We start from the raw sequence: 22,809 nt of genomic DNA, 5'->3' as shown, positions 1-22,809 counted from the left end.
TAGGTTTATGGTGATGAGAGAGCATCAGCAACACCCGAAAGAAGCACCGTGCAACCCATCCAGGACCAACAACAGCCCCAAAAGCATGCAGGTACGCCTACGACGCCGTGGTGGAGGCCGCGGGACCTGACTCCCGGATACTTTGCCCTAGTCATGGGCTCAGGCATCGTCTCGATCAGTCTCCACCTGCGCAGCTACTTCATCGCTTCGATTATGCTGCTGATCATCGCCGCAGTGTCCTACGTGCTGTTGGTTGTATTGAACCTGTGGCGGCTTATCGGACACCGGTCAGCCATGGCCGAAGATTTCTACGACATCCGCCAGTCCTTCGGGTTCTTCACATTCGTGGCCGGCACCGGTGTGCTCGGCTCCCGGCTCGCACTGTCCGGTTGGTGGACCACCGCCGTCGCCCTGCTGGTCATCGCCGCCATCTCCTGGCTTGCACTGGGGTACCTGGTCCCGGTCTTCGCAGTACTGGGCAAAGCTGAACGTCCAATCATCAAAGGCGCCAACGGTTCCTGGTTTGTCTGGGTCGTGGGCGCGCAATCAGTGGCCGTACTGGCTGCCACCCTGGAACCGGTGCTGGCCGGCAGCCGTGACATCCTCGCGATCACGGCAGTCTTCGCGTGGTCGATTGGCTTGGTGCTCTATGTTGCCGTCGCGGTATTCGTGGCCCTTCGCATGATGAGCTATCCACTAGATCCGCGCGAATTCAACCCACCCTACTGGGTGTCTATGGGAGCCCTTGCCATCACCGTGGTGGCCGCAGCCCGCATCGCCGAAATGGCGCCGTCGCCCATGGTGGATGCCACCCGCGGGCTGGTAGCCGGCATGGCCGTGCTGTTCTGGTGCTTTGCGACCTGGATGATCCCGGCACTGTTTGGCATCGGCATCTGGCGCCATATGATTGCCAAAGTACCACTGGTCTATGAACCCGGCTTGTGGAGCATCGTTTTCCCGCTGGGCATGTACTCGGTGGCCGGCATCTACCTGGGCCGTGTCAACCAGTTACCAATCGTCGAAGCCGTAGGTACCGCGTGGATGTGGGTGGCTGTGACGGCCTGGATCATCACCTTTGCCGCAATGCTGCGGGCCATTGTGCTGCGTATCTCACCCCGGCGCTGAGAAAAGGAGTATTCTTTAGATCATGTTGATTGGTGTACCCACAGAAATTATGAATAACGAAAACCGCGTTGCCCTCACCAAGGGTGGTGTGCACGAGCTGGTCAAAGCCGGCCACACCCTATTGGTGCAGACCGGAGCTGGAATTGGCTCAGGCATCACGGATGAGGATTATCGCAGCGTCGGTGCAGAACTCGTCGAGGACGCAGCCCAAGTTTGGGAACGCGCAGAGATGATCCTGAAGGTCAAAGAACCGGTGGGTGAGGAACTCACGCAGATGCGCGAAGGCCAAATTCTGTTCGCCTACCTGCACTTGGCGGCCTCTGCTGAATGCACCCAGGCCATCTTGGATTCCAAGGTCACCGCACTCGCATACGAAACCGTGACCCGTGGTCGTGCACTGCCTCTGCTGGCACCGATGAGTCAGGTAGCCGGCAGGCTTGCCCCGGTTGCCGGTGCATACCACCTCACCCAGTCGCAGGGTGGCTCCGGTGTGCTGATGGGTGGTGTTCCCGGAACCCGTCGTGCCAACGTTGTGGTGATTGGTGGTGGTGTGGCTGGTGAAGCAGCCGGCGTTATTGCCGCCGGTATGGGTGCCAATGTGAAGGTCATTGATCTGAACTTGGAACGTCTGGCTGAACTCGACAAGACGCACCAAGGCCGCCTTGATACCTTGGCTTCCAACGCCATGAACATCGCCGAAGCCGTGGCAGATGCAGACCTGGTGATCGGTTCGGTGCTTATCCCGGGTGCTGCGGCGCCAAAACTTGTGACCGCCGAAATGGTAGAAACCATGCGGCCTGGTTCTGTATTGGTTGATATTGCTATTGACCAGGGCGGTTGTTTTGAAAATTCGCGTCCAACCACGCACCAAGATCCCACCTATTTGGTGGGCGACAAGATTTACTATTGTGTTTCCAATATGCCTGGTGGTGTCCCGCAGACTTCCACTGCGGCGTTGACTAATGCCACGCTGCCCTACATCCAACGTGTTGCTTCCCAGGGTTGGGCCGGGGCACTGTCTCATGATGCTGGCTTGGCCGCTGGTCTCAACGCGCATAACGGTCAGCTGGCTCACCGAGGTGTCTTCGATGCGATGTCTGACCAACTCTCCTTGGACGAGGCACAGGACTTCACTCCGGTGGAGGATATTCTAGCCAACGCCTAAGTGGATGCGGAGGAATTATGGATCTAACCGAAGCCGCATACCAGTCTGTGCCGGGTGGCCCGCTGGACGTCGACAAAACGTTCTACGCGGCCATTCGGGACCGCACCGGTGAACAGCAGCGTCTAGTTGAGGAACTGACCGTTCCCATCCGTTCCGGCCGTGCCTGGGTGGTGCCGGCCGGCCACGTCTGCCGCGTCACCACCATCGAGGGTGCGCAGGTGGCCGATATGAATTTCTGGAGTCTGGCCGACCCGCGAGAACGAATGTGGGCTGCCAGGACCCGGCAGCTGCAGGCTGCTCACGTGACAGAATTCGACCGTCTCTGGTCAACTCTGCCGTTTCTGCGGCCGATGGTGACCATCATCGGTGACTCACTGCGCGACTACGGTCAGGACACCGAGGGCGGCAGAGTGCACGATCTGCTGGGCACCCGCTGCGACCCGTATGTGAGTCGCATGCTGGAGAGCGAAGACTTTGATTACCATTGCCATTCGAACCTGACACGGGCCATAGCGCCGTTCCATCTCACGGAATTCGACGTGCACGATGTGTTGAATGTTTTCCAGTGCACTGGCCTGAATGCCAACGATGAGTATTTTATGAAGACCTCCCCGGCACAACGCGGAGACTACTTTGAGTTCTTCGCCGAGTTTGATCTGCTCGTCGCGTTGTCGACCTGTCCTGGCGGGGATCTGTCGGTGCCGATGTTCGGTCCCGATGCCGGGGATGCCCTCAGCGTGTGTCGTCCACTGGGTGTTGAAGTGTTTTCCCTCGATGACCGCCTGTTAGAGGGTTGGAGCCAGCCTGCTCGTGCTGCCTATTCGGGGCAGCACGGCATGAAACACTGATCGGGCTTACTGTCCTAAGGCCATTCCCATGACATCCTCTTCCGTGACCAATTGATCCTCGCTTGGACGCTGCGGAATTTCGACTTCGTCATCCCAGCTAAATTCCATGGCGGTGTCTCCATCACGAATTTCCAACAACCGCGGTGATTCATGGTCCGAGGCCAGCCCGATAAATTGTTCGGCTTCACCGTTCATGATGGCGTTCTCATCTTCACCGTCAATGGAGTAGAACCAGCCGGTATCGTCGCTTTCCATGTCGAGCTGCATGTAGCTGCCTTCTGACTGCAACTGACCGAAGTCAAAACCGGTCACCTCATCAGCACCACCTGATTCGGCTGTCGAGCGCATGTCTTCTAGCAGATCTGCTACATCGACTGTGCCGGATGCGGCATCATAGTCGTCACTGATATCAAGGTATTTGCCCTCGAGCTCAGCTTCTTCTGCCATTGACGAGTTCATGGTCTGCTGGATCATGTCCATGGAGACGTACACTTCGTCACCAAAGAAAGACATGATCGGTTCTTGATCCTCACCGAGGCGAATGGCCGTGGCAGATTCATCTAACGAACCATAGATCTGCAGATCAGAAAGATTCCCGCCGAGCATCTCTTCGATGATCGCGGCATCACTGGACATTGCTTCAGGAAGCACAGCCGTCATTGCCACGGCTTCAGAAGCTGCCATCGATTCCCACATGTCCCCCTCGATGTCTTCAAACGCTGGGACATCGGAAGCGCTGGCACCGCATCCTGTTAGCGCCAATGAGACAATCGCGGCCGCGGCAACTCCGGTTCTGATGGATCGTGACATAGCTGTTGTACTCTTCCTTCTTCTGTAGTTTTCGTGGCAACAGCTATCAAGTCTAGACCGGCTTCCCAGGTCAGTCAGCAAAACGACGGCGGGTGCCGCACCTTGTATGGTGCGACACCCGCCGTCGTTTTAAACTTCGTGGTGACTAGGAAGTCACGGAAGGTTCAGCCTGGCTGGCGATCTTTGTCTCTTCACCAACGCGAGCCTCAGTTGGCACCTTACGGTCAGCGCCCTCTTCGGTCACGAGCGGGTAGACCCCGGACTCGTCGTGCGTTTCACGGCCGGTCACCGGTGGGTTGAACACGCAGGCCATGCGGAGTTCAGTGGTGGCACGCACGGTATGCTTCTCGTGGCCATCCAGCAGGTACAGCGTGCCGTCGCGCAGGTCGTGTACTTCACCGGTTTCTTCGTTGGTGAGTGTACCTTCGCCCTGCACACAGTAGACGGCTTCGATGTGGTTTTCGTAGTGGAACGTCGAAGTCGTACCGGCGTAAATGACGGTGTCGTGCATCGAAAAGCCAACGCCTTCCCGGGCCAACACGATGCGGCGTGAGCGCCAGGTTTCTGACGTGACGTCGCGCTCTGTGCCGTTTAGGTCTTCCAGCTGGGAGACGATCATAGAAAAGTATTCCTCTCGAAAAAGTTTGGGGTCGTGGATCCGCGAAGTCTTAGACGTTTGCGGTTTCGCCCAGTACCAACGTGATCTCTTGTCCGGTGACGTCGCTGACTACATCGGCAAGGATGCGCAGCCCACGCTCCAGAACATCGAGTTCGATGGTCATAGCGGGCATTAGCTTCAGAACTTCGTCTTTTGGTCCGGAAGTTTCCATCAGCAGACCTTTTTCGAATCCTTTGCCAGCAACTTTACTGGCCACGTCCGAATCTTGGAAGGACAGGCCGGTCAGCAGTCCGCGACCTTTGACGGTGGTGCCTTCGACCTCGATGGCGATCTTGGTCAGCGCATCCTGGATCGTATCGATGACCTGGGTGAGGTGACCCTTCTGGAAGGAGTCATCGGCCCAGTAGCGACGCAGTGCTGCAGTAGCGGTCACGAAGGCAGGGTTGTTGCCACGGAAGGTGCCGTTGTGCTCACCTGGTGCCCACACGTCTAGTTCAGGCTTGAACAGGGTCAGTGCCATTGGCAGGCCGTAACCTGAGATTGATTTCGAGACGCAGACGATATCCGGGGTAATGCCGGCTTCTTCGAAGCTGAAGAACGTACCGGTGCGTCCACAACCAGCCTGCACATCGTCGACGATCAGCAGGATGTCGTGGCGAGCGGTCAGCTCGCGGAGGCCGCGCAGCCATTCTGTGCGAGCAGCGTTCAGGCCACCTTCGCCCTGTACGGTTTCTACGATGATGGCGGCTGGCTTATCAACGCCGGAGCCGGAGTCTTCCAGTACGCGTTCTAGCCAGAGGAAGTCTGTGGTTGCGCCGTCGAGGTAATCATCGAATGGGATCTTCGAGCTGTTGGTCAGGGCCATGCCTGCGCCCTTGCGCTTCATGGAGTTACCGGTGACCGACAGTGAACCAAGGGTCATGCCGTGGAAAGCGTTGGTGAAGGACAGGATGTGCTGACGGCCGGTGACCTTACGGGCCAGCTTCAGTGCGGCCTCAACGGTGTTGGTACCCGTTGGTCCTGGGAACATGACTTTGTAGTCCAGGTCGCGTGGTTCAAGAATCAGATCTTTGAAAGTCTGCAGGAAGTCGCGCTTGGCCGGAGTCATCATATCTAGTGAGTGCACCAGAGCATCGGAGGTCATGTACTCAACGAGCTCGGAGCGCAGTTCAGGGTTGTTGTGACCGTAGTTCAGTGCGCCGGCACCGGCGAAGAAGTCGATATAGTCTTTACCCTGCTCATCGGTCATGATCGAACCGGATGCCTTGGTAAAAACTGTTGGCCAGCCGCGGCTGTAGCTACGTACTTCAGACTCTGTTGTTTCAAAAATACTGGTGTCCATGTGATTCCCCTCCAGGGTCGTCTTCGGTGATTTCTGCTCTGACGTTGGTGTCAGTGGACCAATGCTGTGCAGATATTCGGTGTCGTGATTATCCGGATACATGTCCGGGGTGAATAAAGCTGTGATGTCGTGGTTGGCACCGTGGCGCTCGGCCAGCGACGCAAAGAGTCGGTTGGATGCGGCGTTATCGTCGGTAACGGTCGTTTCGAGGCTCTGCGCCGACGTGGTTTCCACCAGGTAGTCGAGCATGCGGCTGGCCAAACCGTGGCCGCGCGCTGCGTCATCGACGGCGACCTGCCAGATCATCAAGACGGCGGGATCGTCGGGACGCATGTAGCCGGTGATGTAACCCATCAGCTGCTGATCATGGTCAGAGACTGCGACCACGCTGGTTGCGGAGAAGTCTCGGCACCACAGCAGATACTGATACGAAGAGTTCAGATCCAGTACGCCGGTGTCTCGGGTCAACCGCCACATGGCGGCCCCGTCTGACTGTCGTGGCGCACGCAGATCAATAGTGAAACGAGAATGTTCGTTTTCAGTGTCGGAATGAGGCATGAGCTTCAGATTAGCGAACTGAGCGCATATAGCAACCCGAAAAAGTGCCCAACCATGGCCCAACAGGCCACATTCCCGCACGCTCATATCGCCATCCTGTCGCACGGTGCTGCGGCTTTCAGTAACCCGACCGCCACCCCGAAACCCCCTGGGTGGCCGTTATCATTTCGTTATAGTCTTGTTATCGTCGCGTTACCTCAATGGCCGACCTCACTGCCCCGCACCTCAGATTTCGTGACTCAGACCACGCTGTAGCGATGAGTTATTCGAGACCGCGCGAGCATCCGGTCGAGTTCACCGCGGCTTCATCTCTCGTGGACCAGGACTTTGCTCCTTCGAGCAATTGCGTTCAGATCGGCACGACATGATCACTGAGTCCACGACTCATGACTCACGCATTACACACCTGGAGGTGACCTCTTCTTGACTCGCATCTCTCGATGGCTGCCAGCGACGACCCTTACCTTTGGCCTCGCTGCGTCCGGCCTCGTATTCATTGCTCCTACGCATGCGCAGCAAGTAGACCCTGAGCTCGATACCGAGCTCTTGAACGAAACGAGCGAATGGAACTACCTCGACGACGGAACGGACCCGGCAAATGGCCTGGACGACCGTACCGACTGGGCTGCACCAGAATTTGATGACTCGGAGTGGGAAACTGCACCCGGTAGCTTCGGCGCACTACGCGGCGAACAGGCCGAACTCAGCGGCGGCTATTATCCAGATACCTTGCTGGATCAGTACTACCCGGACTCTGATGGGCTCAATAAAGAAGCGTTCTTCTTCCGCACCGAGGTCTCCATCGATGAAGCAGACCTCAATGAAGACACCGTCTTGCGCGGATCGCTTCGCTACGATGACGCAGCCATTGTCTACGTCAACGGGGAACGCATCGACGGATTCCACGACGGTGGTCTCGACTTTGCCGAAGAAGGCGAGGATCGAAACCTGGTCTACGGTGGCTCCAACAGCAGCTCCCCGAACCGGGGTGAGTTCGTCGTGCCGAATGAGCACCTTGAAGCAGGCGTGAATACGATCGCCGTCCAGCTGCACCAAGGTCGCGACTCCAGCTCCGATATCTACTTCGGGTTAGAGCACTTGGGTTTCGACCAGATCGAAGCAACCAACGATGGTCAGACCTCAATCCTGTTGGGCATGGGCGCTGATCCAACTGAGCGTCGTCTCTCCTGGTTCACAGATTCGGGTGTAGCTGAGTCGGTTCAACTGGCTGAGGGCGCACACGACACCATGCCGGATGAAACAACCACCATCGACACGACCGAACAAGACTCCAGTGCCGATTCTGGTCGCGACTACGCCCACGCCACCCTGACTGACCTGACACCGGGTACCTACAGCTACCGTGTGGGTTCGGATGAGGGTCGCTGGTCAGATATCGCACAGTTCGAGGTCTTCGAACAGGATCTGGAACACACCTTCACGTTCTTCGGTGACCCACAAATTGGTGCGTCAGGCAATGTCGCGCGGGACGCGGAAGGCTGGCAGAACGCGCTGGATGCTAACGATCAGCTCTTCCCGGAGTCGCAGTTCTTGCTTTCTGCAGGCGACCAAATCAACGACTACAGCGGCAACGTCAACGAGTACAGCGCCTACCTGTCTCCACACCAGATGCGAACCAACGCCTTCGCACAGACACTGGGCAACCACGACTCCATGAGTGGCTTCCCGCAGCGGCTGTACCACCAGCACTACAACCAGCCCAACCTTGCGGAATACGATTCTTCCGAAGGCACCTACTGGTTCAAACACAATGATGTGCTGCACCTGAATATCAGTACCGAATACCGGAACTGGGACGATCACCGTGAGTTCCTCGAGACCACGATCGCCGAACACGGCGATGACGCTCACTGGACCATGCTCACGTTCCACCGCCCGCTGTACAGTGTGGCCAACCACTCGACATCGGGTACCACCAACGACATACGTGATGGCCTCGGCCCGATCATCAACGACCTCGATATTGACGTCGTGTTGACCGGCCACGACCACTCGTACTCGCGCAGCTTCGTGATCGATGCCGACGGCAACCAAGTCGACCCCGCAACCTCCGAGACGATCGTCGATGCCAACGGTGACGTCGTTGAACCTGAAACCGCCACCGAGACAGTTCAGGAATCGGCTACCCCACCGCTGACCTATGAAGGAAAAGAATCCAGCCCACGGCTAGATGAGGGCATGCGCGTTCGCGTGACTCCAGAAGAGGGCGAAACCCTGTTCGTCACCGCGAACTCCGCGAGCGGTTCCAAATACTATGGTCTGCGTGATGTCGACGAATACCGGGACGGTTTCCAAGCCCGTTTCCGTGACCAACAGAATAAGCAAAACATCACCGGCGTTGAAGTCGATCAGTGTACGGTGACCAGCAACACCGTGGAACTCGACGGCACTGTGGTCGACACTCTAGAACTGCTCCGCGACCACACTGATCCGGAAATCACCGCCACGAACAACACCGTTGAGTTCGGTGCTGATTTCGATCCGCTGGCAGACATCGAACTCTCCGATGACTGTGCCGCACTGACCACCGACGACGTCGAGGTCGAAGGCGAAGTGGATACCTCCGCACTCGGTGACTATGCACTGACATACCGTGTCGCTGACGATGCAGGCAACGAAACGACCTTCGAACGCGTCGTAGCCGTCGCCGAAGCTGCAGACTCTGGAGAGGAACCTACTGAAGACCCTTCTGCTGAACCGAGCGAAGAACCGACATCGGAGCCAAGTGATGAACCAACTCCGACCGTTCCAGGCGAAGATGGTTCTGACGACGAGCCAACTGACGGCACTACCGACGGATCCGGGAACGCCGACTCCACGGATGGCAAACAGGACGACCAGACCTCCGGCGTTGCTGGAAGCGGTAGCGGACCTGGTACGGACAGCGATACCAACGCCGCAGCTTCAGATCAGGTCACTGACAGTAAGGATTCGTCCGGCTGGCTTGCCAATACCGGTGCCAACATCGGGTGGATAGCAGCACTTGGCGGTCTCGCGATTGCCGCGGGTATGGCCATGCTCATTGCAAAGCGTCGTCAACAGATGTAGTAAACACTGCTACGACATAACTCAATAATCATCTGGCGGTGTATCTCGGTAACGAGGTGCACCGCCAGATGCTTTTCCAACAATGCTGCACGAGTGTAAGACTAGGGTCCTAAGCTTCGAACATCAGTTCTGTGCCCAAGCACGTCAGGAGGCTTCTTGGAGATACGCATTGTGTAGTGGCTGCCAGCGGCGCTGTTATTGCTGGGGCTCGTAGCCTCCGGCACGCTCTTGACGGCACCCCTGTACTCCACGGCGCCGCCAACCACTCGGTCGGCTCGAAGGACCACAAACGATCTCCGGGACGGCTTGGGCCAGCGATCAACGACCTTGCTATCGATCTGGTCCTCAACGGTCATCGTCACGTCAGAAGCAGGCGATACCCTGTTCCTCACCGTCAACTCCTCGAGTGGATCGAAGTGCTACCACCTGGCTGATGCAAGCTCGTACCGGGAGGGCTTCGAACCGCGTTTCCATGATCATCGATATAGCCCAAACATCACCGGTGTGGCGATCAACCAGTGCTCCTTCACCGCAAACACGGTCGAATTCGACGGCACAACAGTGGATAAGGTCAAACTCTTCCATGACTGTTGATGGAGCCACGGTGCCCACCGTCGACCAGGTTCAGTGTTTGAAATGCACAAACAGCCGGCCCGAATTTTTGTTGTCTTTTTCCACCCGATGATAGCGAGCCTTGATATCTTTTCGTTCGAGGAAACGTAGCACGCGTTTCTTCAAGGCACCGCTGCCCTTGCCGGGAATGATTTCAACTTTCTTGGCGCCGGTTTCCTCGGCCTCATCTATGAGGCCGTGCAGGGCTCTATCCAAGTCTTTGCTCTTATTGTAGATATCATGCAGATCCAGTTTCAAACGCATGAGTGTCACTCTCCAGATTCTTCAGTTCCATCGTCGTTGTTCTTCCGCAGCCCGGGCGGTTGCGGTGCGTTCAGTTTGTAAAACACACCAACGATCCGAATCAGCCAGCACACGACTGCTGCGATGATGGCGGCAGTAACCCCGTAGACGTCGGCCAACGTGGCGATCACAGTGATTGTTGCAGCAACGAGTGCAGGAATGGCATAAAGCCCCTCATTCATGACCGACGGGATTTTGAGGATCAAGGCATCGCGTATTGTTCCACCGCCGACCGCCGTAATGGTGCCCAAGATAATTGCCTGCGCCGGACCCAACCCAAATTCGATGGCCTTACTGGCCCCGGTGACGGCAAAGACGCTCAGTCCCACGGCGTCGAGAATTTCGATGGGCATGGTCAACCGGTTGAGAAGCCAGGAGAAGGCAAAAGCAATCAGGGCGCCGGCTGCAGCCACCGCAAGGTATCGCCAATCTCGAAATGTAGCCGGAGGTACGTCACCCAATAAAATGTCACGGATAATCCCGCCGCCCATGGCAGTGATCATGCCCAGTGTGAGGACACCGACGATGTCCACTCGAGCCACACGAACAGCCGTCAGCCCACCGTTGAGCGCGAACGCGAACGTCCCCAGTAAATCTAGGACGAGTAATGGGGTCGGGGATCCATTCATCGTGCACCTACGATCAGAAAACAGGCGCGCTTTTTGGAGATCTCTGCATGCTGACGCAACACGTTCATCAGGCTATTGTCTCCCCGTGATGGAAGTGAAAGCAACAACTCAAAGCGCTCTGAACTCGACACCTACCGGGGATAAGAGATCTCGCAGGTGCGTCGAGCGAATTGCCCCCATGACCTGTACGGCAGCCTGTGGTGGAGCCAAAGCAGGCTCCGCTCCGCCAGGCACCGCAAATAGCCATGACAACGAGTGATCATCGTCAACAATCCGCCCCAGAATTTTCAGCGTACCGCCGCAGATTCTGAGCCGACAAGGGCCCTGCAGAAAGCAGATTGAAGCACCTAGTCACCCCTGGTTCATTGTTCAAGAACCGTCCAACACCACCGGTGTGCTGCGGTCCGGCAGGCTGCCTGAGTACAATATTTCTATTGTTATTGCGAAGTACACTTCATAAAATGAAGTCATGAGTAAGAATTACGGCCAATTCTGTGGTTTAGCCAAAGCAGCCTGGGTGCTCGGAGAACGGTGGGCACTGCTGCTCGTACGAGATCTCAGTATCGCACCACGTCGTTTCAAGGACCTCCACGAAGGTTTGCCGAGTATCCCCACGAACGTGTTGACTACCCGGTTACGAGAACTGGAGACCGCCGGTGTCGCCGAACGTCAGATAGCAGAATCTCCGCAGCGCGGTGTGGTCTATCAACTCACCGACTACGGCCACCAGCTCCAGCCCATTCTTGATGCTCTGGGACTGTGGGGCGCTCAACGGATGAGCTCCCCCGCGCCCACTGATGTGATCACCAGCGCATCGCTAGCGGCAGCCATCCGCAGCGCTTACCAACCCGGCGTGCTCGAAGCTCCGGTGACGTATCTGGTGCACGCTGGACCAGCGAGCGCCTGGGTTCGGGCCGACAGCACAAACATCGCGGTGGGTACGGAGACCCCAGATTTCTCTTCCGACACCACCATTCACGCTGGACCTGAAATCCGGCTCCTACTCGCCGGCACAATGTCAGCGTCTGACGCACTTGCCTCAGGCGCCGTAGAAGTTGAGGGACCACCACACTCATTAGCGACCTTCTGTCGCGCGTTTCACGTACCCCTGGAGGACTCAGAACTCGTCATCGACAGTTCATAGCTAAAACAAGGATGATTACCATGAAACTCAGTATCAATCTCTTCAAAACGCTCAACGGAGTGAGCCAAGCACCTGGCGGGCCAGACGAGGACACCCGTGGTGGTTTCACCGACGGCGGGTGGCTGTTCACCGTTTGGGACACCGGCTGCGAACAAGCGGCCAATCGGTGGTTCACTCAAGGCGACGCCCTACTGTTAGGACGCACCACCTACGATATTTTTGCCGGGTACTGGCCGCAAGTCACGGACCCGGACAATGACGTCGCGACGTTCCTCAACACCGCGCACAAATATGTGGTGACCTCGAGACCGGTCGACGGGCCCTGGGCAGATACAACATCCGCACTAGGCGACAGATTCCTCGAAGATATCACCGAACTCAAAGCTTCAGGCGAGGATAAGGAACTCCAAGTCCACGGCAGCATCCAACTGGCACGAACACTCCATGAAGCCGGACTGGTGGATACCTACCGATTCCTCATCGCGCCGGTCACTGTTGGTCCCGGAGCTGGACTCTTCGATGGCTCAGGCCCCTCCTACAAGATGAACGTGCAGCACGGGGTGGTGACTGACAATGGTGTCTTTGATGTGGAAATGACCCCAGAGCAGATGGTCATCACGCAGATGCCCACCGTGCGCGATGGCAAGGACGTGGTCGAGGAAGTCTAAACACGAACCAAGCAGCGCGAAAGGTTACATCATGACGACATATGCAAGCATCAGCACATCCCTCGACGGATACTACGTCGGATCGAGTCCAAGCCCACAACACCCTATGGGGAACTCCGGTTCCGTACTGCACAGCTGGTTCGCCCATGACCGCGCTGATCGCCAGCAACTAACCGCAGAGAATATTTTGCAAGAGGACTTTGACCGACTCGGAGCAATGATCATGGGACGTGATAGTTATGAGCATGCCCAAGCAGCTTGGGGGCCGCGGCCCCCATTTGAAGTGCCAATTTTCGTGCTCACGCATCGGGCTCGGCCCGACGACGTGCGCGACGGTTCGACATTTCACTTCGTCACCGAGGGATTTAGCGCAGCCCTTGAACGGGCTTACGCTGCCGTATCAGGTACCGACGTGGCGTTCCACGGCGGCGGAGCAATCAAACAGGCCCTCAATCACGGGGCACTCGATGAGCTACAGGTTCATCTCGTGCCCGTGCTCCTGCGACGAGGGCGCAGGCTCTTCGACGATGTGCAAAACAACATGATCGCTCTAGAACAGACCCGAGTGGTAGCACGTCACAATGTCACGCATCTGAAGTACCGGGTGTTGGGTGCTGGCTGACCAGTGCATCGATTCGAGCTGCCGCCTCGTCTGGTGTCTCGGGCAGATAATTCGGATCGCGCGCTCGACGTCGATTTCGTAATAGCCGCAGAGTAATCCAGACCAGGAGCGCCACAATGACCAGGCCCAACACCACGTTAGAGAAGACGTCGGCATAATCCGAGACCAGATGAAAATTAGAGCCCAGCAGGTAACCGCCCATGATGAACAGGGTGTTCCATATCAACGATCCCACCGCGGTCAACAGTGTGAACAGCCAGAGGTTCATGCGCTCGATGCCAGCCGGGATAGAAATCAGCGAACGGAAAATTGGGACCATCCGGCCCAAAAAGACGGTCCAGTATCCAAACCTGATGAACCAGCGTTCGGTGCGCTCGACGTCATCAATGTCCACCAGTGGCATGGCATAGGCGATCTTATATAACCGGCGACGCCCAAGCCACGCGCCCAGGCCGTAGAGCACGAGCGCGCCGGTTACCGAACCGATGGTTGCCCACAGGATGCCGGCGGCCGGTGTAAACGTACCATTGGCCGCGGTGAACCCTGCCAGGGCGAGGAACAGTTCGGACGGGATGGGCGGAAAAACGTTCTCAACGAACACTGCTATTCCCAGCCCGATGGGGCCCAGGGCTTCCATGACGGCCATGAGGAGGTCGCCCAACCAGCCGTACGAGACATCTTCAATCATAGGTCCATGATAGGGATCGTCTCTTGGATTTGCGTGAACGCGTTGGGCTAGTCCCCTGTCGGTTGCAGTACGAGGGTGTCTTCCCAATGTTGCTCGAGGACATCAGCAGAGTAGTTCCACGGGTACTGCTCACCGTCGGCCCAATCTTGGGCTTGGTCTGTGTAGTTCGGGTGGAATGCATGTCCGCTGGTACCGGTGAGGTTGTGCCATACAGAGTTGTCCCAGTCATCGACGTCGACCACCATGCGCATGGACGGCACGGTAGTCGTGGCATAGCCTTCATCCAGATCCCAACCGGTGGCATTGACGACACCAGAACCACCACCAACAGGATAGGGCCCGCGGTTGAAGAGTGCTTCAATTGGGCCGATGCCGCTGGTGCCGAAGGACTCGTGGGTGAGCGTCAGAGCATGGAGGTCGCCCCAGTTCCAGTCCTGACTGTTTGAACCTTGTTCGTCGGTGAGCTCCGCGTAGGCCGTAACGGCGGCATCGGTGAGCAGTTGTTCTTGGGAATCACCCCACCATGGGCTTTCTGGGTCTTCGAGTTGGGCTTTGAAAAACACTGCATACCGTGATTGGTCGTCTCGCGGGATATCGGTTTCTTGGGTTCGAACCATCGCGTGGGTGACATGATTCCACAGCACGTTGGCAAACGCTGCGCCGGCAGAATCCGGGTCATTTTGGCCATCCCAGTCCGCTAGCAATGCTATGGCTTCTTGTACTTCGGCATCATCCACGTCGATCGATGCATAGGCCTCTTGCAGTGCATCGGCTGCTGGAAACTCGTTGTCCATGTGCAGCTCAGCCATATCGTCAACCGTTACTGAACCAGCCTCGAGCTTCGCCTCAAGCTCTTCGACAATGCGAGCCGCCCGGTGGCCGTAGTCCCAGTCGCGACTCAAGAAGTGCTCGTAGTCGTCGGTGACGATCGCGTTATTGGCGGTGACAATATATCCGGAGTCTGGGTTATAGCTCACCGGGTGTTGGTCAAAGGGGATGGTGCCCTGCCAATCGTAGGCACTATCCCAGCCGGGTTGCGGCAAGAAGCCATCTCCGGCACCCCGAATCGGAAGTTTGCCGGGTGCTTGATACCCGATATTGCCCTGCCGGTCGGCGTACACCAGGTTTTGTCCCGGCACCTCAAACTCTGAGGCTGCTTGTCGCAAATCGCCAAAATTTTCTGCGCGGTTGAGGGTGAAGATCGCTTGGGCAGTCGTGGTGACGTCCAGTGCGGTCCAACGCAAACTCAGCTCAAACTCGCCGGGCGGAATCTCGGCGTCCTCCACCGCATCGGTCGGCGGGTTGATGGTGATCATCGTGAAGTCGCGTTGTAGGTCAGACAAGATGGGGCCGTGGTGGGTCGATCGAACATCCAAAGACACGTCGTTGCCGCCGGCGACCTCGAGTGTTTCTTGCCGAGTTTCGACCGGACGTTTCTCGCCGTCGTGCCAGTACTCATCACCCTCGACGCGTTCCACATAGAGGTCGGCGACGTCGGTGGTCAGGTTGGTAAAGCCCCACGCAATGTCTTGGTTGTGCCCGATGACGATGCCGGGCAGCCCAGAGAATCCGAAGCCGCTGGCATCATAGGGGCACTCCTCGCTGACTTCTGCACAACGCAGGTGCATTTGATGCCATACCGATGGCAGCGAGGCGCCCAAGTGTGGATCGTTTGCTAGCAGCGGCAACCCGGACTCGGTGTGCTCTCCCGAAACAACCCACGAGTTGGAACCAACGCCTTCCCCGACATTGGGCATCAGTGCATCGACTTCGGCGATCACCTCGAGCAGCGATGCGGCCTCCACCGTTGGTGCAGTCTCGGAAGTTTCTGCTGAAGTTTGCTGCCCTACTGGTTGGTCATCGGCTGCGTTGCCGGACGGCTCAGGAATATTGGCCTCCGCAATGCCGGACCCATCGGGGTCTTCCGCCAGAATCACCGGATGTTCGTCGAAGGGATACTCGGGGTACAGATCTTCGATGGCATCGTCATCAAGGCGTTGCGTGAGTAATGCGCGGGTGGTTTCATCTTCAATATTGGTGCGCAGGTCCCAGGCCATAGCTTTCAGCCAGGCCGCTGAGTCAACGGGTGTCCAGGGTGCAGGCTCATAGTCACTATTTTGCAGCCCCAGTACGGTGTACTCCAGGGCTAGCGCGCCGCCCTCCCGTTCGGCGAGATAGGCGTTCACGCCGTCTGCATAGGCCTCGTAATAGGCGCGTTCACGGTCCGGCAGAGCCTCAATCTCCTGTTCAGCAATCCCGTGCCAATCCAGAGTACGCAGGAACTTATCGGTATCCAGTTGCGAGGCGCCGAACAGTTCAGAGAGCCGTCCGCTGGTCATATGACGACGGAAGTCCATTTCCCAAAAACGATCCTGGGCGTGCACCAGACCCTGGGCGAAGAACAGGTCGTGTGACGTCTCGGCGGTAACCGTCGGAATGCCCTGGGCGTCACGCTGCACCGTCACCTCGTGTTCAAGCCCGACAACATCCAGCGTGCCTTCGGTGTCAGGAAACGCTCGGAAAACCGACCAGGCGACGAAGCCGCCGAGGGCTAAGGCGAGCACGACCAGAGTCGAAATGGTACCGAGGATGACGTTGCGCAGGCGAGGACGTTTACCGAAGCGGCGCGCTGATTTTGCTGGCATGACGTGGGCCTTTACTGATGAGGTGAGAGGAAACTCCCTTTAGGCTACGTGACTCAGCTTGTTATTTAACCTCCAGGTTGTTTTCCGACGGGCTGGATCCGTGCTTTTTGCGGTTTTTCTGCCTCTGGGGCGTCCTGGGCCGGCTCGGCTATGTTTCGGCATGCTCGCAGGATCGCAACAGGTCTGGCAGATGCGGCGGTAGCCTGACCCGACTCGTGCTGGAGTCAACATGGTCGAAGGCAGTGGCTTTTGCCATGGCAGCCGGTGATCGCTGGCAACAGGGCGTGCTAACCGCAGCTGGGTATGGGCTGCGATGATCAACCAGGTCCACCGGTCAGCGCCATACCAAGGCTTGATGCCTACTCGCAGAGGTTAAATAACAAGCTTAAGCGCCCTTCTCTAGAAGGCTTAGAAAGAACTTGGTGCCGGCGCCAGCTTTTAGGCTGACACCAGCACCGAGGTGGTAGTTATCGGTCAGAACTGCGTGATAATGTTGAAACCTTTTGTCTTAAATTCAGACATGTTGTCGAAGACCTCGTTCACGTCTCCCAGCCCCACTTCCCTTTCGACCAGCGATCCTGGATCCAGACGCCCCTGCGACACCAGAGCTAGAAGACCTGGGAAGTCGGGCCGAGGGTTACCGAAGCTTCCGACAAGTTCGATTTCGCCAGCGGTCATAGCGTCAATGGGGATTTGAGCTATGCCTTGTTCTTCCGAGCCGGTCAACCCGACCTGTACGTGTCGGCCACCCTTGCGTAATGAGCTGAGTGAATTTGTGATGGTTTCTTGTATTCCTAGCGCATCAACACCAACATGCGCTCCGCCCTTCGTGACCTCATGGATTGCTTCAGCGACGTTTTCAGTTTTTGAATTGACCGCCACAGAAGCCCCGGCTTCTTTTGCTTTTGTGAGTTTATCTTCGTCAATGTCGACCGCTATCACCTGCGCCCCAACTGCAGCTGCAGTTTGAATCGCAGACAGCCCGACGCCGCCTGCGCCTTGTATAGCGACCCAATCCCCTGGACCGACTCGGCCACGTCCAATCGCATGGTAACCAGTCATATACCGGCACCCAAGGGCGGCAGCTGAAGTCGCAGCTACGTTTTCCGGCAGCGAAATCAAATTGCTATCTGCTTCAGTGATTAGCAAGTACTCCGCATAGCTCCCGTGCACTCCGGCAAACCCGTATACGAATACTTCAGCACACAAATTGGGTCGGCCAGACAAACAAAACTCACAGCGTCCACATGCGTGGTGAAACGGAGCGGTAACCTTGTCACCCTCCCGGAAGTTGCGAACGTTATTGCCGACCGCGACTACCTCTCCACCAAACTCATGCCCGAGTACGGCGGGAAGTTCGATACCCAAGCCGATCCATTCCCAATCACCTTGCCAACCGTGCCAATCACTGCGGCAGATTCCAGATGCTTCCACGCGAAGAACTGCATCGTCCGGGCCTGGGCTGGGATCCGCAATATTTTCGACAACTAAGGGTTTATTCGCTTCTCTTACGACAGCTGCTCGCATTACAAACCTTCCTCACAACTTTGGAATTCTAAATCTAAAAAGACTTGTGTGCTATGCCACTCAAACCGACACACTAGCCATTGTGCCCGGCGTCACACAGTGGAACCAGAACCTTAGCGCGAGGAACTTGAATAACAACGCAAGGCTTAGACCGACAGGGCAAAGAAATGTCATGCGGCAAAACCAAACCGCGGAGTCACCGCATCGCACGCCACTGCGATGGCGTGGCACCATACGCCTGGCGGAAGGCGCGGGAAAAATGGGCGGAGTCAGCAAATCCCCATTGTGCTGCAATCGAAGAAAGCAGCACTGCGTCTTGAGAGGGATCTTCCAGCTGCATACGACAACGCTCGAGACGCAGCGAACGAATGGTCGCGGCGATTGTCTGGTTCTCATTTTCAAAAAGCTGATGCAGCGAGCGCACCGATATAAAATGAGCTGCGGCGATTGCTTGAGGATTCAGACCCGGATCTTCAAGGTGTTCCTCCACATAGGCCATCACTTGCTGCTTGCGGTGTCGGTCCCCCAGGTCAGAGCCACCGGAATATAACTCGTTGGCGATAACCGTGCCCAGAAGGTGGATCAAGTTATCAGCCAACCGTCTGGCCACGGGCCCACCGAGATGCTTCATCGCGTCAACGCATTCGTTCGAAAAACTCGTAACAATCCGCGATAGAGGTTTACCCTGACCAAATGCCATGACCGACAACTCATCGGCTGAATCAAACGGTAAATGCAACAGCTGTCGCGGAAAAAGGAGGATGTGAGACGTACTGCTGTCATCAAACAACACCGTATATGGTCGGCTGGCGTCAAAGAAGGCAAACTCACCCGTCTCCAGCACAGCCTCTTTGCCATCTTGCATGACAATGCCACGCCCTGCCCCTTGGATAGCCAACTTAAAATACCCTGGACCCTCTGCGTCGCCAAGAGTACTCTGCCTTGACACCGCATGGGCATTGACTGATAGCTGGGCCATAGCTTTAGAGCTCCAGCGGCGTCCGATAAGCTTCCCAGAAAAGAACCTAGAGGTAGTTTTCGTGACATTATCCTCGTGGGCTCCGTCATGAGCTTCTACCGGAACAAAATAGCGCGATAGCAGGTTCGCCCAGGTGTCTAAATTTCCTGCACTTTGGATGGGGTTCAAAGTTTCCTCGCAATCCAACGAGCGATGGCTCAATGGCCTCGCATTTTTCTTCAATTATGGTGCGCTGCAACACAAGAACCGCGATGTGTCTTAGGCCACAATAGTCTATGTAATCCGAAACTTACAGCGAAACTATCCCAGATGGAATATCTAGATCTCTAGCAATCCGCACTATTCAATCAGAGCAATCACGTGTGGATCATGAAAGGAATACCATGAGCATCACCTTCGGCTCCGAAACCACTACCATCAATTCTTCCCGTCTACGGGAATTTCTAGACCGTCCGAAGCAGTTGCTGATTAATGGCGAATGGGTAGATTCCAGGGCAGAGAAAGTATTCAAAACCTATAACCCGGCCACCGGTGAAGTACTGGCCGAGGTGGCCCAAGGCACCGAAGCGGACCTTAACGCTGCAGTTGCTGCGGCACGGAGTGCCTTTGAGGAGGGTTCGTGGGCGCGCATGCGACCGAATATGCGTGAAGAGCTTCTTTGGAGGATCTCACAAAAGATCACCGAATGGGCCGATGATTTTGCTGAACTCGAGTCACTGGACAATGGTAAACCACAAGGTATTGCAGCAGCCTTCGATGTCCGTTCCGCGGCTGATTGTTTTCGGTACTATGCAGGGTGGCCGTCAAAAATACAAGGATCTGTCAACAATCCATCTATGGTCTTGGCCCCGCCAGAAGCGGAGTTCCATTCGTATACCCGGCGTGAGCCCGTAGGTGTTTGTGGTCAGATTATCCCCTGGAATTTCCCTTTACTGATGGCGGCTTGGAAAATCGCTCCGGCGCTTGCGACCGGAAATACGGTCGTGTTGAAACCTGCAGAACAAACTCCACTTTCGGCTTTACTTCTAGGTGAAGTGTTAATGGAAGCCGGAATTCCGGATGGAGTTGTCAATATTGTGCCGGGGTACGGAGATATTGGTGCTGTGCTTTCTAGCCACGCTGATGTAGACAAAGTTGCGTTTACTGGTTCTACCGAGGTTGGTAAGAAAATTGTTGAATCGGCCAAGGGGAACCTGAAGAAAGTCTCACTGGAACTTGGCGGCAAGTCTCCGAATATTGTCTTTGCCGATGCTGACATTCCTAATGCGGTCGCCGGCGCGCTGCAAGGGTTTACCCTGAATTCGGGCCAGGCTTGTGAGGCAGGCACTCGGGTCTATGTGCATGAAGACATCTATGACGAGTTCAACAGTGCCCTGGCCGAGGCCGTCGAACAACTCCAAATCGGTCCAGGTAACGACCCGGCATCCGATATCACTCCGCTTGTTTCAGAAGAACAGTTGAACAGGGTGGTCGGCTATCTGGACGCGGGCAAGGCTGCGGGCGCAAAAGTGTTGGTTGGTGGCAACCGTTGGGGAGACACCGGCTACTATATCGAGCCAACGGTTTTCACAAACACGACACCGGATATGTCAATCTCACGAGAAGAAATTTTCGGACCGGTGACACTCTCCATCCCATTTTCACAAGAGGATGAAGTGATCGAAGCCGCTAACGATAGTGAATACGGGCTGGCAGCAGCACTTTGGACGAAAGACCTGAGTCGAGCTCACCGCGTTGCAAGTCGTTTGCAGGCTGGTTCTGTTTGGGTCAACACATACCACGCGCTAGATAGCCAATTACCTTTTGGCGGATACCATCAGTCTGGCTGGGGACGAGAACTCGGCCCAGAAAGTATCGAACTGTACACCCAGGTAAAATCTGTGACCATAGCGCTCTAGCGATATAGAGAACAGTCTCCGACGTCGTTTCCCAACAAAGTTCGGGTGCGGCGTCAGAGTTGTTTTGCCACCTTCTTTCGAGACAACGGTACCGTATTACTTACGGGCACCAGCGTCACCGACCGACAAAGCAGCCCAGCGCGATCGCTGGGCTGCTCGAAAGGATCCAGCAGCCAGAGCGTTGCAAATTCGCCACCGTGCGGATCGCCCAACACCATTTCAAGGCTGACGAGGTCGGCTTGGCGCCCCCTTGGCCGCTACTGGGCGCCGCAGCTCAGGCAACACAACGCATTCGCGTAGGTACCGCGGCTGCCACACGAGAACGCGGTCCGCACCGCTGAAGAAGCCACCGTGATCGCCGTTCTTTCGCGCGGACGGTTTGAATTCGGCATCGCTCCGGGGGTTAGCGCCGAAATTTGGACGCTTCGGGCTACGCGAGCACCAATGCTCGCGAGTTATTCAACGAAACATTGCCCGTGCTCCGTGCCACTCTGGCCGGTGAACCGCTGGGCGATGCCGAGTTTGTAATGCAACCGGCATCCAAGCGTGTTATTTATCCTCTGTGGGTGCAGCGGTGTCCTGAATATGGCGCTCATCGGCGTTTTGTGGGAGCTCGGGGGCCGTCTCTGATGTTTTTGTTAACAGACAAAAACATGATCAGAAACAGTGGCCGCCTAATGCTATTTCTCATACACCAGTCTCTTCGCTGCCCCAACACGACGCCTATGTTGTACGGAACAAACCCGTCGGAAAGCAGCCTGCAGGTTAAACAACAAGCTCAGGACACTTCATCTGCGATTCGCACAACGACGTCGGCGATTTCTGGCCCAAACATGACCGGGTCATTGTGGTCCGCATCGTCGAGTACGTGTTCCTCAACAAGATTCGGCGCGGCAGCGGCAACTTGCGTACTCAGTTCGGCTGGCACCACGGTATCGTGGCGGGCTCGGATCACAGAGATGGGCACCTGCGTGTGACTGACATGCTCGGTGACCGAGAACCGATCGCGGAGCAGTATTCCTACCGGCAACCACGGATAGTGGCGTTTTCCGACCTCAGCGAGATCAGTAAAGGGCGAACGAAAAACAGCTGCGGCAGGCGGGCGCTGGATCAGCAGTGCAGCAACGACTCCCCCGCCGACAGATTCACCGAAGTAGATCGTCTGATCTGGCGCAAAACCTTGTGCCTCCAAAGCGTCGGTGGCGGCAAGGCCATCACGAATCAAGCCGTTTTCGCTCGGACGCCCCGGATTCGTACTATAGCCGCGGTAGTCCATGAGCAGTACGGAGAATCCGCGGTCTTGCAGGTGCTGAGCTAAACCAGCCCGGCCTTCACGGTTTCCGCCGTTTCCCGGTGCCATCAAGACCGCCATGTCCCGGTCGACGGCGTCTTCGGTGGGCGGAGCAAACCAGGCCTCGAGTTCCAAGCCATCAGAAGTGTGCAGCGTAAGGTCTTGCCCGCCCTCCAGCACATCTGCTGCAGCAGGCACCTCTGAGGTATCAGGAAAATAGATCATCGAACGTTGAAGAGACCACATAAGTACCCCCACGATTGCTAT

Annotated in this window: 19 protein-coding genes and 3 pseudogenes; 10 read left to right on the top strand and 12 right to left on the bottom strand. The window is 56.6% G+C overall.

Annotation, left to right across the window (positions count from 1 at the left end):
* Positions 1–48 precede the first annotated feature (48 nt).
* The 3 genes from L0H14_RS07230 to L0H14_RS07220 are packed head-to-tail and all read left to right on the top strand — an operon-like array spanning position 49 to position 3,138.
* The gene (locus tag L0H14_RS07230) at positions 49–1,125 is read left to right on the top strand and encodes a tellurite resistance/C4-dicarboxylate transporter family protein (RefSeq protein WP_301421562.1); all 1,077 of its coding nucleotides are present in this window, start codon (positions 49–51) and stop codon (positions 1,123–1,125) included.
* Positions 1,126–1,147: 22 nt separating this feature from the next.
* Positions 1,148–2,290, top strand: coding sequence for an alanine dehydrogenase (gene ald / locus L0H14_RS07225; protein WP_301421561.1), 1,143 nt, complete (start codon positions 1,148–1,150; stop codon positions 2,288–2,290).
* A 17-nt stretch (positions 2,291–2,307) separates the two neighbouring features.
* Complete coding sequence (locus L0H14_RS07220) at positions 2,308–3,138, top strand: DUF1989 domain-containing protein (protein WP_301421560.1); 831 nt, start codon at positions 2,308–2,310, stop codon at positions 3,136–3,138.
* A 6-nt stretch (positions 3,139–3,144) separates the two neighbouring features.
* On the opposite strand, the gene L0H14_RS07215 is transcribed toward L0H14_RS07220, so the two are convergent.
* The 4 genes and pseudogenes from L0H14_RS07215 to ectA form a co-directional block, all read right to left on the bottom strand.
* The gene (locus tag L0H14_RS07215) at positions 3,145–3,948 is read right to left on the bottom strand and encodes a hypothetical protein (RefSeq protein ID WP_301421559.1); all 804 of its coding nucleotides are present in this window, start codon (positions 3,946–3,948) and stop codon (positions 3,145–3,147) included.
* A 232-nt stretch (positions 3,949–4,180) separates the two neighbouring features.
* A pseudogene (locus tag L0H14_RS07210) lies at positions 4,181–4,567 on the bottom strand (ectoine synthase); the annotation flags it as partial.
* A gap of 49 nt (positions 4,568–4,616) precedes the next feature.
* On the bottom strand, positions 4,617–5,909 hold the full coding sequence (gene ectB / locus L0H14_RS07205; RefSeq protein ID WP_301421564.1) for a diaminobutyrate--2-oxoglutarate transaminase: 1,293 nt from the start codon (positions 5,907–5,909) through the stop codon (positions 4,617–4,619).
* 60 nt (positions 5,910–5,969) lie between these two features.
* Positions 5,970–6,467 (bottom strand): annotated as a pseudogene (gene ectA / locus L0H14_RS07200) (diaminobutyrate acetyltransferase); the annotation flags it as partial.
* A 423-nt stretch (positions 6,468–6,890) separates the two neighbouring features.
* Here ectA and L0H14_RS07195 point away from each other — a divergent pair.
* On the top strand, positions 6,891–9,536 hold the full coding sequence (locus tag L0H14_RS07195; protein ID WP_301421558.1) for an immunoglobulin-like domain-containing protein: 2,646 nt from the start codon (positions 6,891–6,893) through the stop codon (positions 9,534–9,536).
* A gap of 306 nt (positions 9,537–9,842) precedes the next feature.
* The gene (locus L0H14_RS07190; RefSeq protein ID WP_301421557.1) at positions 9,843–10,130 is read left to right on the top strand and encodes a hypothetical protein; all 288 of its coding nucleotides are present in this window, start codon (positions 9,843–9,845) and stop codon (positions 10,128–10,130) included.
* A 30-nt stretch (positions 10,131–10,160) separates the two neighbouring features.
* Here the strand turns inward: L0H14_RS07190 and L0H14_RS07185 are convergent, their stop codons facing one another.
* Together L0H14_RS07185 and L0H14_RS07180 are read right to left on the bottom strand one after the other, a co-directional pair.
* Positions 10,161–10,412 (bottom strand): Smr/MutS family protein, encoded by a 252-nt coding sequence (locus L0H14_RS07185; protein ID WP_301421556.1) that lies wholly within the window; start codon positions 10,410–10,412, stop codon positions 10,161–10,163.
* Between the two features lie 5 nt (positions 10,413–10,417).
* Positions 10,418–11,080, bottom strand: a complete 663-nt coding sequence (locus L0H14_RS07180; protein ID WP_301421555.1) for a trimeric intracellular cation channel family protein — start codon at positions 11,078–11,080, stop codon at positions 10,418–10,420.
* 469 nt (positions 11,081–11,549) lie between these two features.
* On the opposite strand from L0H14_RS07180, the gene L0H14_RS07175 reads away from it, so the two are divergent.
* Genes L0H14_RS07175 through L0H14_RS07165 form a run of 3 tightly spaced genes read left to right on the top strand, consistent with a single transcriptional unit; the run spans position 11,550 to position 13,514 of the window.
* Complete coding sequence (locus L0H14_RS07175) at positions 11,550–12,224, top strand: helix-turn-helix domain-containing protein (protein WP_301419194.1); 675 nt, start codon at positions 11,550–11,552, stop codon at positions 12,222–12,224.
* Positions 12,225–12,244: 20 nt separating this feature from the next.
* Positions 12,245–12,892, top strand: a complete 648-nt coding sequence (locus L0H14_RS07170; protein ID WP_301419193.1) for a dihydrofolate reductase family protein — start codon at positions 12,245–12,247, stop codon at positions 12,890–12,892.
* Positions 12,893–12,923: 31 nt separating this feature from the next.
* Positions 12,924–13,514, top strand: a complete 591-nt coding sequence (locus tag L0H14_RS07165) for a dihydrofolate reductase family protein (RefSeq protein ID WP_301419192.1) — start codon at positions 12,924–12,926, stop codon at positions 13,512–13,514.
* Here the strand turns inward: L0H14_RS07165 and L0H14_RS07160 are convergent.
* The 5 genes and pseudogenes from L0H14_RS07160 to L0H14_RS07140 all read right to left on the bottom strand — a co-directional run bounded on the left by L0H14_RS07160 (position 13,477) and on the right by L0H14_RS07140 (position 19,521).
* On the bottom strand, positions 13,477–14,202 hold the full coding sequence (locus L0H14_RS07160) for a DedA family protein (protein ID WP_301421554.1): 726 nt from the start codon (positions 14,200–14,202) through the stop codon (positions 13,477–13,479). The genes L0H14_RS07165 and L0H14_RS07160 overlap by 38 nt on opposite strands.
* A 47-nt stretch (positions 14,203–14,249) precedes the next feature.
* Entirely contained in the window at positions 14,250–16,847 is a 2,598-nt protein-coding gene (locus tag L0H14_RS07155) for a penicillin acylase family protein (RefSeq protein ID WP_301421553.1), read from the bottom strand.
* Positions 16,848–17,321: 474 nt separating this feature from the next.
* Positions 17,322–17,909 (bottom strand): zinc-binding dehydrogenase, encoded by a 588-nt coding sequence (locus tag L0H14_RS07150; protein WP_301419189.1) that lies wholly within the window; start codon positions 17,907–17,909, stop codon positions 17,322–17,324.
* Between the two features lie 129 nt (positions 17,910–18,038).
* Positions 18,039–18,374: pseudogene (locus L0H14_RS12510) on the bottom strand (alcohol dehydrogenase catalytic domain-containing protein); the annotation flags it as partial.
* Between the two features lie 196 nt (positions 18,375–18,570).
* Entirely contained in the window at positions 18,571–19,521 is a 951-nt protein-coding gene (locus tag L0H14_RS07140) for a helix-turn-helix domain-containing protein (RefSeq protein ID WP_301421563.1), read from the bottom strand.
* Positions 19,522–19,736: 215 nt separating this feature from the next.
* Here L0H14_RS07140 and L0H14_RS07135 point away from each other — a divergent pair, with 215 nt between their 5' ends.
* Together L0H14_RS07135 and L0H14_RS12505 are read left to right on the top strand one after the other, a co-directional pair.
* Positions 19,737–21,251: an aldehyde dehydrogenase family protein gene (locus L0H14_RS07135; RefSeq protein WP_301419186.1), complete on the top strand. Its 1,515-nt coding sequence runs from the start codon at positions 19,737–19,739 to the stop codon at positions 21,249–21,251.
* A gap of 59 nt (positions 21,252–21,310) precedes the next feature.
* Positions 21,311–21,592 carry an LLM class flavin-dependent oxidoreductase gene (locus L0H14_RS12505; protein WP_301468394.1) on the top strand — a complete coding sequence of 94 codons (282 nt, stop codon included), beginning with the start codon at positions 21,311–21,313 and terminating at the stop codon, positions 21,590–21,592.
* Positions 21,593–22,029: 437 nt separating this feature from the next.
* Here the strand turns inward: L0H14_RS12505 and L0H14_RS07130 are convergent.
* Positions 22,030–22,809, bottom strand: a 780-nt coding sequence (locus tag L0H14_RS07130) for an alpha/beta hydrolase (RefSeq protein ID WP_301421552.1), incomplete at its 5' end; no start/stop codon positions are given.

Origin of the sequence: Yaniella sp., from assembly GCF_030453185.1 — a bacterium.
Classification (GTDB): domain Bacteria; phylum Actinomycetota; class Actinomycetes; order Actinomycetales; family Micrococcaceae; genus Yaniella.
This window is presented reverse-complemented; position numbering and strand designations above follow the sequence as displayed.

What these genes read in the sequence shown, in the direction of transcription:
- ald (WP_301421561.1), top strand. Translation starts at nt 1,148, where the DNA reads ATGTTGATTGGTGTACCCACAGAAATTATGAATAACGAAAACCGCGTT.
- L0H14_RS07220 (WP_301421560.1), top strand. Translation starts at nt 2,308, where the DNA reads ATGGATCTAACCGAAGCCGCATACCAGTCTGTGCCGGGTGGCCCGCTG.
- L0H14_RS07215 (WP_301421559.1), bottom strand. Translation starts at nt 3,948, where the DNA reads ATGTCACGATCCATCAGAACCGGAGTTGCCGCGGCCGCGATTGTCTCA.
- ectB (WP_301421564.1), bottom strand. Translation starts at nt 5,909, where the DNA reads ATGGACACCAGTATTTTTGAAACAACAGAGTCTGAAGTACGTAGCTAC.
- L0H14_RS07185 (WP_301421556.1), bottom strand. Translation starts at nt 10,412, where the DNA reads ATGCGTTTGAAACTGGATCTGCATGATATCTACAATAAGAGCAAAGAC.
- L0H14_RS07180 (WP_301421555.1), bottom strand. Translation starts at nt 11,080, where the DNA reads ATGAATGGATCCCCGACCCCATTACTCGTCCTAGATTTACTGGGGACG.
- L0H14_RS07175 (WP_301419194.1), top strand. Translation starts at nt 11,550, where the DNA reads ATGAGTAAGAATTACGGCCAATTCTGTGGTTTAGCCAAAGCAGCCTGG.
- L0H14_RS07170 (WP_301419193.1), top strand. Translation starts at nt 12,245, where the DNA reads ATGAAACTCAGTATCAATCTCTTCAAAACGCTCAACGGAGTGAGCCAA.
- L0H14_RS07165 (WP_301419192.1), top strand. Translation starts at nt 12,924, where the DNA reads ATGACGACATATGCAAGCATCAGCACATCCCTCGACGGATACTACGTC.
- L0H14_RS07160 (WP_301421554.1), bottom strand. Translation starts at nt 14,202, where the DNA reads ATGATTGAAGATGTCTCGTACGGCTGGTTGGGCGACCTCCTCATGGCC.
- L0H14_RS07155 (WP_301421553.1), bottom strand. Translation starts at nt 16,847, where the DNA reads ATGCCAGCAAAATCAGCGCGCCGCTTCGGTAAACGTCCTCGCCTGCGC.
- L0H14_RS07150 (WP_301419189.1), bottom strand. Translation starts at nt 17,909, where the DNA reads ATGACTGGTTACCATGCGATTGGACGTGGCCGAGTCGGTCCAGGGGAT.
- L0H14_RS07135 (WP_301419186.1), top strand. Translation starts at nt 19,737, where the DNA reads ATGAGCATCACCTTCGGCTCCGAAACCACTACCATCAATTCTTCCCGT.